This is a genomic window from Candidatus Villigracilis saccharophilus (assembly GCF_016711665.1).
On the sequence record NZ_JADJSO010000006.1, the window covers coordinates 84,004 to 96,047 of the forward strand.

The 12,044-nt window shown below is 50.3% G+C and carries 11 protein-coding genes and 1 riboswitch; of the genes, 5 read left to right on the forward strand and 6 right to left on the reverse strand.

What is annotated here, in order from left to right:
• Positions 1-16: 16 nt before the first annotated feature.
• The 5 genes from rsgA (at position 17) to IPL17_RS03385 (ending at position 3,141) form a co-directional block, all read left to right on the forward strand.
• Entirely contained in the window at positions 17-925 is a 909-nt protein-coding gene (rsgA, locus tag IPL17_RS03365) for a ribosome small subunit-dependent GTPase A (protein ID WP_345305669.1), read from the forward strand.
• 16 nt (positions 926-941) lie between these two features.
• Positions 942-1,949 carry a DNA polymerase III subunit delta' C-terminal domain-containing protein gene (locus tag IPL17_RS03370; protein WP_345305670.1) on the forward strand — a complete coding sequence of 336 codons (1,008 nt, stop codon included), beginning with the start codon at positions 942-944 and terminating at the stop codon, positions 1,947-1,949.
• 9 nt (positions 1,950-1,958) lie between these two features.
• Positions 1,959-2,177, forward strand: coding sequence for a DUF2277 domain-containing protein (locus IPL17_RS03375; protein ID WP_345305671.1), 219 nt, complete (start codon positions 1,959-1,961; stop codon positions 2,175-2,177).
• Complete coding sequence (locus IPL17_RS03380; RefSeq protein WP_345305672.1) at positions 2,170-2,652, forward strand: ClbS/DfsB family four-helix bundle protein; 483 nt, start codon at positions 2,170-2,172, stop codon at positions 2,650-2,652. The genes IPL17_RS03375 and IPL17_RS03380 overlap by 8 nt, the downstream gene beginning before the upstream one ends.
• A 75-nt stretch (positions 2,653-2,727) precedes the next feature.
• Entirely contained in the window at positions 2,728-3,141 is a 414-nt protein-coding gene (locus IPL17_RS03385; protein WP_345305673.1) for an STAS domain-containing protein, read from the forward strand.
• A gap of 3 nt (positions 3,142-3,144) precedes the next feature.
• Here the strand turns inward: IPL17_RS03385 and IPL17_RS03390 are convergent, their stop codons facing one another.
• The 6 genes from IPL17_RS03390 to IPL17_RS03415 all read right to left on the reverse strand — a co-directional run bounded on the left by IPL17_RS03390 (position 3,145) and on the right by IPL17_RS03415 (position 11,972).
• Positions 3,145-3,891 (reverse strand): ABC transporter ATP-binding protein, encoded by a 747-nt coding sequence (locus IPL17_RS03390; RefSeq protein WP_345305674.1) that lies wholly within the window; start codon positions 3,889-3,891, stop codon positions 3,145-3,147.
• A 104-nt stretch (positions 3,892-3,995) separates the two neighbouring features.
• Complete coding sequence (locus tag IPL17_RS03395; RefSeq protein ID WP_345305675.1) at positions 3,996-4,976, reverse strand: ABC transporter substrate-binding protein; 981 nt, start codon at positions 4,974-4,976, stop codon at positions 3,996-3,998.
• 109 nt (positions 4,977-5,085) lie between these two features.
• On the reverse strand, positions 5,086-5,838 hold the full coding sequence (locus IPL17_RS03400) for an ABC transporter permease (RefSeq protein ID WP_345305676.1): 753 nt from the start codon (positions 5,836-5,838) through the stop codon (positions 5,086-5,088).
• Between the two features lie 206 nt (positions 5,839-6,044).
• Positions 6,045-6,228: riboswitch (FMN riboswitch) on the reverse strand.
• A 20-nt stretch (positions 6,229-6,248) separates the two neighbouring features.
• Positions 6,249-7,763 (reverse strand): carboxypeptidase M32, encoded by a 1,515-nt coding sequence (locus IPL17_RS03405; RefSeq protein WP_345305677.1) that lies wholly within the window; start codon positions 7,761-7,763, stop codon positions 6,249-6,251.
• Between the two features lie 99 nt (positions 7,764-7,862).
• Positions 7,863-10,577 carry a valine--tRNA ligase gene (locus tag IPL17_RS03410; RefSeq protein WP_345305678.1) on the reverse strand — a complete coding sequence of 905 codons (2,715 nt, stop codon included), beginning with the start codon at positions 10,575-10,577 and terminating at the stop codon, positions 7,863-7,865.
• Positions 10,578-11,000: 423 nt separating this feature from the next.
• Positions 11,001-11,972: an NAD-dependent epimerase/dehydratase family protein gene (locus IPL17_RS03415; protein WP_345305679.1), complete on the reverse strand. Its 972-nt coding sequence runs from the start codon at positions 11,970-11,972 to the stop codon at positions 11,001-11,003.
• Positions 11,973-12,044: the final 72 nt, after the last annotated feature.

The following is a 12,044-nucleotide window of genomic DNA, read 5'->3' on the forward strand; positions in this document are numbered from 1 at the left end:
ACAAGCAGGTAATTATTTGACAAGCGAAATATATAAACGCGGTTTGATCATCAAGGCCCAATCCGGTTTCTTTACAGTAGAGACCGGTGAGGGTCTTGTCATTTGCCGCTTGAGAGGCAAACTTAAGCAAGGCAGAGCCATTGGCGATATCGCCGCGCTGGGTGATTATGTGCAGATCGAACTGCTCGCAGACGGTTCCGGGGCGATAGAAACTGTTGAGGAACGCAAACAGGCTATAGTCAGATTGGATCCGCGCCCCCAGGGAATCTATCAGCAGGTATTGCTGGCAAATGCCGATCAGGCAGTATTCGTCTTTGCATGCGCGAATCCAAATCCGAAATTCAGAATGCTGGATCGTTTCCTTGTAATCACTGAAAAGCAGAAGATACCCGCAGTGATCATCGCGAACAAAACAGACCTCGTGGACAATGCAAAGGAACTTTTTCGCGTCTATGAATCCATTGGTTACCGGGTCATTTATACATCCACAAAAACACGCACTGGATTGGATGAACTGAAGGCGCAATTGCAGAACAAGATCAGCGCACTGGCAGGACCGAGCGGTGTGGGGAAATCCAGCCTGCTGAATGAGGTGCAGGCTGGCCTTGGCCTCGCCGTGAACGAGATCAGTTCCGCCATGAACAAGGGCAGGCACACCACCGTGACCCGCCAGATGTTCGCACTCGATGGCGGCGGATATGTGGCGGATACGCCCGGCTGGAAAAGCCTCGCGCTGTGGGATACTGAAGCCGAGGAGATCGACGCGTACTTCCCCGACTTGCGCGATCTTGTGCCGCAATGCCAATTCAGCGATTGCTCTCACAAACACGAACCAGGCTGCGCAGTGCTGGCTGCGCTGAAGACTGGAACTATTCATCCAGAACGATATGATTCCTATTTGCGTTTGCGCGCAGGACAGGAATGATTTACGATTAAGTATTATGGCAGATAATTGGAATTTGATCGGACACGAATGGGCCGTGGATATGCTCCAACAGCAGGTCGCGCGCGGAGAAGTTCGCCACGCGTATCTTTTCTGCGGACCGCCCGGCCTGGGCCGGCGGACTTTAGCATTGCGTCTCGCTCAAGCATTAAACTGTACAATGCCCATTGCCGCGGGGATTCCCTGTGGCACGTGCCGCGATTGCAAACAGATAGATTCCATGCAGCATCCTGACCTGAATGTGATTCAAGCCCTGGATGACGATGGATTACCAAAAGAAAACGGGACTTTAAAGGTGGATTATGTGCGTGCCGTACAACATTCACTATCGCTGAAACCTTATCAGGCAAAATATCGCGTGGCTTTGTTTTTACGTTTTCAAGAAGCCAATGACAGCGCCGCGAACGCCTTGTTAAAAACTCTCGAAGAAGCGCCTGCTCATGCAATTCTTCTGTTAACCGCTGACACTCCCGAACAACTTTTGCCAACCATTGTCTCGCGCTGCGAAGTGTTGCGGTTGCGCGCCCTCCCAATTTCCTCAATCGAATCGGACTTGCTCAAGCATGGAGTGGAAATAGAACAATCCCGCCTGCTTGCCCACATCAGCGGAGGCCGCCCCGGTTACGCCCGCAGACTCGTGGATGACATGACCCTGCTTGAAAAGCGGGAGGAACGCCTGAACGATCTTCAAACGCTTCTGCCTGCCTCACGTGTGGAAAAATTCGCTTATGCGGATAAACTTTCAAAAGACAAGGAAGGAATGCGTCAGGTCATCTTGATCTGGCTTTCATACTGGCGCGATGTAATGTTACGCGCGGCAGGCGCTGAAACTCCGTTGGTCAATGTGGACAGGAATATGGAGATCGAATTCCTCGCGAGTCGGTTGGATCTATCCGCAGCGCGGCGCGTGGTTGGTGACCTCGAGTGTGTCCTGGAAAAGATGGACAAAAATGTGAACTCGCGTTTATTGGCAGAAGTCTTATTGTTAGATTGGCCAAAAGTATAGGAGACAATTATGTGTCGAAGCATAAAACCCTTACGCAACATGGATCATCCTGTCACCGAACAGGAAATTCAAGAGGCGGCATTGCAATATGTCAGGAAGGTCAGCGGGTATCGAAAGCCGTCCAAAGCAAATGAAGAAGTATTTAATAAGGCAATGTATGAAGTTGCAGAGGCAACAAGGAAGATGCTGGAATTGCTAGCCAATAAACAGGAGGGTTCGCATGTTTGATACCAAGGACAAACAACTCGCAGACCTGGAAACTTCCTACACCGCTTTCATGGAAACCATGCGGGGTCTTTCTTTACAGAATTTCCTAAAATCCCTTGGCGATTGGACTCCGCGTGATATTGCCGCGCATTTTATCGGCTGGAATCGCATCACGCTGGCGGGCTGCAGCGCCTTGCGCGAAGGCGCGGAACCTTTTTACTTTTACGATGGCACAAATGATTATCGCAAGGTCAATGCGAAGTTCCTAAAACAATTCCCATCCACAGACCGTGATGAACTTTTAAAAGAGATCGAATCCACCAAGGATGTCCTCGTCATTTACTTGAAAACGATCAGTGCGGGCGAATGGGAATTGGATACCGGCGTCATCCATTACCGCGATAACCCTGCCACCGTGGCGCGTTGTGTCGATTCGCTTTTACGCGATTATCAGAAACACAGGCAGGAGATCGTGGATGGGTTGGGCTCGGAATAGCGGATACCTTCAACCAAAGTGCGATCCATAAATCAAGTTTATAATTTATGAAAAACCAGATGGCAGGAGAGTAATATGACAATTTCGGTTTCACAAAAGCAGGGACGCGTGCCGGTGACGATCATCAGTCTCGACGGCCGTTTGGATGGAATGAATTATCAGCAGTTGATCGACAAGGGCCATGAATTGTACAAGTCCGGCGTTCGCGATATTCTGCTCGATCTGACGGACTTATCTTATATCAGCAGCGCTGGCATGGTCGCTTTTCATAACCTCGCGTTGTTGATGCGCGGAGAACAGCCGCCCAGCCCGGATCAAGGCTGGAGCGCGTACCGTAAAATGGGCCGCAGCGGATTTGCCAGCGGGGGACAGGAACACTTCAAGTTGTTCAATCCCCAGCCCGAGGTGGCGAACATTCTGGACATGGTCGGTTTCAACACCATCTTCAAAATTTTCAAGGAACTGGATGAAGCCGTAAATTCCTACTAACAGTTATTCGATCGCATCCCGCAGTTTACGCGCCAATTCCCCGAAGTGCGGCGTATACCGAATATCGTCTGTTCTTGGGCGTGGCAGGTCAACCTCCACATCCAATTTTATTTTACCGGGACGCTGCGTTAATACCAAAACCCTGTCTGCCAAAAACAAAGACTCATTAATGGAATGGGTCACCATAATGACAGTCTTTTGTCTGGCCTGCCAGATGCGTGATAACTCCACCCACATGCGCTCGCGGGTGATCGCATCCAGCGCACCAAAAGGCTCGTCGAGCAGGAGCAGGTCCGGGTCATGGATGAGCGCGCGGGCGATCCCAACCCGCTGTGCCATTCCGCCGGAAAGATCCCGCGGCCACGAGTCTTCAAATCCGCGCAGACCAACCAGCTCGATCATCTCCTGCGCTTTGAAGCGTGCATCTTCGTTGCTCATGCCTTCCAGTTCCAGCGGAAGTTTGATGTTGTCGATCACGGTGCGCCAGGGCATGAGGTTAGCCTGCTGAAAGACCATGCCGATCTTCGGATGCTGGTTGTGGATAAAATTCAATTCGCCTGAAGAAGGCGTGAGCAATCCCGCAAGTATTTTCAAGAGGGTGGTTTTACCCGAAGCGGACGGCCCCAGAAAACAAATAAATTCCTGCGGACAAACTTCAAAAGAAATATCCTCAAGCGCGTGAAGTCCGCCGTTGTTGTCAGGGAAAACAACGTTCAAATCTTTTACAGTGAGGATGGGGTTGATTAACATATCATCTTCGTCATTGCGAGGAAGGCTTTAGCCTGACGAAGCAATCTCAAATTTGTTGGAGATTGCTTCGCTCGCTTCCGCTCGCTCGCAATGACATGAATCTATTACGGAATAAACTCATTCGTGAAGGCCTTGCTCAGATCCATCTCCGCGGGGATCAACTTCATCTCCAGCAAAATATTCTGCATGTTCTCCCACGCCTGCGGATCTGAGTAGCCGAGGCGATCCGTCTTCCACAAATCAATGGATGTGGTCAAAATTTCCTTCTGTACTTTTTGATCTTGATCTGCAAAATTGGGGATATAAGCCGCGCTCATTGCGTAAGCATCGTCAGGATTTTCAATTGTATATTGCAAACCTTTCAAGAATGCGCCAACAAAACCTTTCACCAATTCAGGGTTTTCAGTGATCACTTTTTCACTGGCGAGAATTCCGTTCGCCGCAAGCTGAACGGCATCAGACACACGCAATTCGGTCACATCAATTCCCTGCGCCTGTAATTGGATCGGTTCATTCGCCGCATATCCAACGATGATACTCTGATTACCCGCAGCGACCAACTCCACCTGATTGAAACCGATCTCTTCCAACGTCACATCTGATTCGCTTAACCCGGCGGAAAACAACAAGGCGCGCAAGCCAATATAATTCGCGCCGAACAAGCCGGGCAACCCAATTGTCCTGCCTTTCAAATCTTCCGTTTTGGAAATATTTGCATCAGCCTTTGAAACCACGGAAATGGGATATTGCTGATACCACGCGGCCACATAAGTCACGGGCACATCCTGCGCGCGCGCCAGCAAAACCTGTTCCCCAGAAACCACAGCAAACGGAAGTTCGCCCACCCCCACCAACTTCACGCCATCGGTCTCGAACGAATAATCAAACTCAATCTCGATGTCCGCATCTTTAAAATATCCTTTTTCGATGGCCGCATAAAACGGTGCATACTGAATATTGGGGATGTATCCCATCGGCAGACGTATCTTGGTCAACGCGCCTGCGTCATTCTTAACCTGTGAACTACTGCAGGCCGAAAGAATGAGTCCAAGCCCGAGCATGAGTAAAACTAATTTCTTCAACATAGTATCTCCTTGTATATGTCATTGCGAGGGCATGTTCTTTGTCCGAAGCAATCTCCCTCATGGCGCCGGGGATTGCTTCGTCGGGAAGAACGCCCTCCTCGCAATGACGCTATTTTTGCCATTTCAAAAATCTTCTTTCAAGCACTGTCACGATGCCATACAACATCAAAGCCAGTGACACCAGCATGAACACCGCCACAAAAACCATGGACGTATCGTACTGAAAATCGCCAACCTTCAACAAAAATCCCAATCCATTTTTCGCATCCACCAACTCGCCAACGATTGCGCCGATCACGGATAATGTTGCGCCGATCCTTAATCCGCCGAGCAGAACGGGCAGAGAGGCAGGCAATTCCAACTTCAACAAAATCTGCCAGCGGGTCGCGCGGACGGAATTCATCAGGTCATACAGAACAGGCGGCACGGCGCGGATACCGACAACTGTGTTGACCAAAACGGGAAAGAACACGATCAGCGCGCAGATCAAAACTTTGGATGTGATGCCCGACCCAAACCACAGCACTAGCAAAGGCGCAACTGCCACAATGGGGATTGCCTGGCTCGCCACCAAATACGGGGACAATATCTTTTCAAGTGAGCGTGACTTCGCCAACATATATCCGATAATGGTTGCAAAACATACACCAAAGAACAAGCCAAGCAAGATCTCGATCAGCGTATATCCCGAGTGCAATAATAAACTTCCATCTGCAAGGGACTTGAGCATACGCGTCCACACATCCATTGGAGAGGGGAGGATGAATTTGGGCAGGTCACTGATGCGAACGATCACGTCCCAGGCAAGAATGCCAAGGAGAATGGAAATAAGTCCAAGCCAGCGGGAGAATGATGGTTTCATAAGTTTTGCTCTTGCCACCGTCCTCGGCGGCGGGAACGCCGCGAAAGCGATGGAAAACAAAATGCGCCTCGCAACGTTTAAGTTTCGGGGCGCAGACGCAGGCCGGCGCGGAGTCAGATGCGGAATCACGTCAGAATAAAAAGCCCGAAAACATTCACTGTTTTCGGGGCGTGAATCAACACATCAACCCGCGCGGGTCATGTTGTTTCTACCTTCTACTATCCAGACTATACTGTCGGCCTCGGAATTACACCGAGTCATGCTTGCTTTATGCGGCGCCTGTTTCTCAATAAAGAAACTGTCACTGCCCAAAGAGGCTCGTGGGCTTTACCACCGATCGGGAATTCACTTGCAATATTACACAAGGGTCACCCTGCCCCGAAGGTTATTAAGTTGTGATGATTATAACATTACAGCGTGTACAGCGCGCCGTACTTTGTTTTGAGATAGTCGATGTATGGTTCGATGGTCAGCGCTGATCCGCTGGCGCGTTCAACGATCTCAGGTGCAGTAAACTTGCTTCCGTGGCGATAAATATTTTCACGCAGCCAGCCGTGCAAGGTGCTGAATTTACCTTGCGCGATTTCATTCGTAATTTCAGGATGTGCCTTGAGCGCGGAGTTATAGAACTGCGCTGAAAGAATATTACCCAATGTATATCCCTGGAACGAGCCGCCGATCACGCCAGCGTACCAGTGAACATCCTGCAGGACACCATCACTGTCGTTGGGCGGGACAATTCCAAAGTCATGTTCGAAGCGCTCGTGCCAGGCTTCAGGCAGGTCGCGAATGGAAAGTGATCCTTCGAGCAGTTGTACTTCAAAATCGAATCGCAGCATCACATGCAGGTTATATGTGACCTCATCTGCATCGGTGCGAATGAGCGATTTCTCCACTTTATTAATGGCCGCATAGAACGCGCTTAGTGAAACGCCATTAAGTTGTTCTGGGAATTTCGCCTGCAAGCTGGGATACATATATTCCCAAAAACCGTGACTCCTGCCGACAATGTTTTCCCATAAACGGGACTGCGATTCATGCACGCCTGCGCTTGTTCCACCTCCGAGGGGCATTCCCTCGTATGACATATCAATGCCTTGCTCATACATGGCGTGACCTGCCTCATGCATGTTGCTGAAGAGACAGTCGCCAAAGTCATCCTCTTTGACGCGCGTGGTAATGCGCACATCGCCCAAAGAGAATTTCGTCATGAAAGGATGATGGGTCTTATCAATACGGCCGCGATTGAAATCATAGCCAAGCTGTTTGACCACTTCTGCGCCAAAGGCCAGTTGATCCGCTTCGGGATAATGCTTATGAAGCACTGAATTATCCGCGGCAGGCTGTGATGTAATGGCGCGTACGATCGGAACAAGCTGATCGCGCAAGCTGGCGAACAATGTGCGCACACTCGAAGCCTTCATACCAACATCAGCAAAGTCGATCAGCGGGTCGGCGATATGCTCGTAACCGGGAAAATACTCCGCCAGTTTACGGCTGAGATCGAGAGTCTTTTCCAACCCCGGGCGGACTTTGGCAAAATCATTTGCCGGACGAGCCTCAGCCCAGGCTTGATAAGCAGCAGCTGCATGTTCGTTCAATTCACCGATAAATTCTGGCGGTATTTTGAGCGCGCGTTCATATTCGCGGCGTGTGACGCGGATCAGGCTGGCGTCATCGGAATCATAAGGCAGGCTTTCTTCATAAGACTGAAGATCATCAAGCAGATTGCCGATCTCCTTGTCAATAAATTTTTCCTGCGCCATTTGTGCCATCAGCGCAGACTGACGTCCGCGGGCTTCCGCTCCGCCAGCTGGCATGTAGGTGGATTGATCCCAGCCAAGCAGGGCGTTAATGTGATTAAGATCGCCGATCTCGAGCAGGCGGGTCTTGAGTTCCTGTAATTTCTGTTCGGTAGTGGACATGGATTCTCCTTATCAAATCACTGCAACTATCCATAATTTTATCAGTGATAATAAAAAGGGGCGATTTAACATCGCCCCTGCACATAAATTTCAACTACTTTACATCAGCTGCGCGCTGATCTTTTCAGCTGTATCTTTATACGCTGCCAATTTCTCAGTTTCTTTCGCAACCAGCGCGGCGGGCGCTTTGTTGGCAAAGTCACTGGAGAGTAGTTTTTCAAGTCGCTCTATGTGTGACTGCGCCTCCTTCAATTCTTTTTCAAGACGCGGCCTGTCATTCGCCAGATCCACCATGCCGGTGAGGGGAATATATATTTCGATAGAGCCAGCCACAATAGCGACAGAGTCTGCGGGTTTGTCTTTGAGAGACGTTTGAATGGTTAACAGAGAGTGGTCAAGGCCCGCCAGTGAAGCGATCATTTGCGTCTGTTCTTTAAGCAGGTCAGTTTTGTCGCCTGCCGCGATTTGCGCTGCGAGTTTCTTCGATGGCGCAATGTTTTTCTCCGAGCGCAGGTTGCGGATCGAACGCACCAATTCTTGAATCAATGTGAAATCCGCGATCTTGGGTTCTTCCCAGCCTTCGGTTTCACGCGGATCGGGGAATTTCGCAACGATCAAAACTTCAGGCCAGTCTTTGGCGAGATGCGAGATCGGGGAATCAAGCAGCGCGGTTCGCAGATGTCCCCACACTTCTTCGGTGATGAAAGGCGTGAAGGGATGCAGCAAACGCAGCGTAATATCAAACACGCGCACGAGAGTCTCTACAGTCTGCCTTCTGCTTTCTGCGTTCTGTAACTGTCCCTTCGAGATCTCCACGTACCAATCAGCGAAGTCAGACCAGAGGAATTCATAAATTTGCTGACCAGCCTGTCCGTACTGGAAGTTCTGGAATTGACGCTCCACATCGCGGATGAGGGTTTGAAGTTTGGCCCAGATCCAACTATCAGCCAAAGACCAGGCCATGGACGGTTGACCGTTGACCGTACTGTCCACGGTCTGCGGTCCATCGTCCAGTGAATCAATCGCATTGATCACGAACCTGCCCGCATTCCAGATCTTATTGGCGAAGTTGCGGTTGGCTTCCACTTTCTTAATGCCGACGTTCGTATCATTGCCGGGCGTGGAGCCGACCAACATTGTGAAGCGCAGCGCATCCGTGCCAAACTCGTCCATCACAATCAGCGGGTCGAGCACATTGCCCTTGGTCTTGGACATTTTATGTCCATGCTCATCGCGCACAAGTCCATGCAGGTAAACGGTATGGAACGGAACCTGTCCCGTGTATTCCAAACCAGACATGATCATACGCGCGACCCAGAAGAACAAGATGTCATAACCCGTTTCCATGTAGGAGGTCGGGTAAAAATATTTCAGATCTGGAGTCTGCTCGGGCCAGCCCAACGTGGAGAACGGCCACAAGCCCGAAGAGAACCATGTATCCAACACATCATCATCTTGATGAATTTCCTTCGAGCCGCAGGTCGCGCATTGCGTCGGGTCTTCACGCGCCACGGTCATGTGGTTATCGGGACAATACCAAACGGGGATGCGATGTCCCCACCAAAGCTGGCGGCTGATGCACCAATCTTTGATATTGTCGAGCCAGTTGTAATAAACTTTTTCAAAACGTTCGGGCACGATCTTGATGCGTCCATCGCGCACGGCATCCAGCCCGGCATTGGCAAGCGATTCCATTTTGACGAACCACTGCTCGGAGATCATCGGTTCGACGATCTCCCCGCCGCGTTGTGAGCGTGGAATGGTGGTGGTGTACGGCTCGGTCTTGAGGACGAGTCCCGCGGCTTGCATGTCCGCCCAGATGTTTTTACGGGCCACGATCCGGTCCTGACCTTTATACTGCCCGCCATTCTCGTTGACCTTTGCTTCTTTATCGAGCATGGATATGATCGGTAGGTTGTGACGCTGCGCGATGGCATAGTCGTTCGGGTCGTGACCGGGTGTGATCTTCAACGCGCCCGTACCAAATTCCATGCTGACGTAATCGTCGGCAATGATGGGAATCTCGCGGCCAAGAATCGGCACGATGGCTTTTTTGCCAATGAATTTCTTGAAGCGTTCATCCTCAGGGTGGACCGCAACAGCGGTATCCCCAAGAATCGTTTCGGGACGGATGGTTGCCACAGGAATGAATTCATCTGAGCCTGCGATCATATATTTAAAATAATATAACGTGGCCTGCTCTTCGCTATATTCCACTTCCAAATCTGAAACTGCGGTCTTAAGTCCAGGTGACCAGTTGATGAGACGCGGACCGCGATAGATCAGTCCTTTTTCATACAGGCGCACAAATGCCTCTCGAACTGCCCGGCTCAGCCCCTCGTCAAGGGTGAAGCGTTCGCGGTCCCAGTCACAGGATGCGCCGAGGCGTCGGATCTGGTTGTAGATCATGCCGCCGTATTTCTTCTTCCACTCCCAGGTGCGCGCGACAAATTTTTCACGTCCCAATTCTTCGCGGGTAATTTCCTCATTCTTGAGCAGGTCACGTTCCACCATTAATTGCGTGGCGATGCCGGCGTGATCTGAACCTGGAACCCATAAAGTGGAGAAACCTTTCATGCGGTGATAGCGGATCATCAGATCTTCGACGCTGACGAACATGGCGTGACCGATATGCAGTTCGCCGGTCACATTGGGCGGGGGAATCGAAATGACGAACGGTTTGACGTTCGGGTCGAAATCGGGTTTGTTGGGATCGTTATGCGGCTTGAAATATCCGCCTGTTTCCCACATGGAATAAATACGCTGTTCCGTGGATTTGAAGTCATAAGCTTTTGGCAGTTCGTGTTTGGTCATTCGGTCTCCTCATGTCATTGCGAGGAGGGTGCTCTTCCCGACGAAGCAATCTCCTATTTAATTGGAGATTGCTCACTGCACTGGCGTGCAGCGCAAGTGTCAGGCTATCGCCCTCGCAATGACGCATAAAATATTAAACAAAAATACTTCATCCAAGTTGAGGACGAAGTATTGCTCCGCGGTACCACCTCAGTTCAGCCTTGCGACTGCACTTTGTGACTGACATTCATCAGTCCATGCTGTAACGGGCATTCCCGTGGCGGTCTAGTAACCAGTGTTCAGGCTTTCTTCGCCAGTGATTTCAGATGACTTCAGCAATTCTTTTCTGCGAAGGCTCACAGCCTATGACCTTCTTTTCTGTCAGAGAGACAATTACCTACTACTTCTGAATGGCTGGGATTATACGAGCGAGGGCGGGGAGAGTCAAGCGTTGACCGACGTAATCGAATCGACAATTGATTGTTCAAGCGAATAAGTCGGCCTCCAGTTCATTTCACGTTTTATTTTTTCGTAAGAACAGGGTTTATCGATGTTCATTTGCGAAGGACGGCGAATGCCAGGGTTAAGGCGCAGAAGATCCAGCAGGGACACAAATCCATCCATGAGACTCAGACCGAATGGCGACAACACAACCACTTGCAGATCCTTTTTGATATGCTTGATGATCTCGCGTGTGAAATCAACCATGCGCGCATTATGGGCTGAGACAATATACCGCTCGCCGCTGTGACCCTTTATCAGCGCAAGAGTGACCGCATGCGCTACGTCGCGCACATCCACAAAAGCGTTGACATAATCCATCGTCGGCAGGAAAGGCATTTTGCGGACAGCTTTGATGACGGTTTCCACGCGCTCCGAGCCGGGGCCGAGAATCACGCTTGGGTTAAGGATGATGACGCGCAGTTCGCCCGACATTTCCTTCAATTCATTTTCGCTCAACAGTTTGGTGTATCCATAAATATCATTTTTGCGTTTGAACTCAAGATCGGGGATCATGGTTTCATCCGTCATTTGCGGTGGTCGGAAATCAACAGCAGAAATGGAACTGATGAAAACAAAATTTTTACAACCCGCTTTACGCGCCGCCTCAGCAAGATTATGCGTGCCGATCACGTTCGCATCATAGACCTTTTGCGCATCCGCTTTTTTGAAGGAAACCATCGCCGCGTTATGAATGACCGTGTCCACGCCTTTGAGTTGTTCCGCAAAGGATTCAGGCTGGGTCAACTCGCCGTGTACCCACTTTATTCGATCTAGTTTTTCAATTTCCAAAATCGTTTTGCGTTTCGTGCGGACCAACACCCGCAGTTCTCCCTGCGGGTCGTGATCGTGAATCGCCTGCACGATATATTGTCCGAGGAAGCCGAGTCCGCCAGTGATGAAGTATGTGGTCATGGAATGAAATTATAAGGCGTTTTACAAACTCGTTTGTGAAAAAACATTGATGCTATACTAGCCCCTGTTTCA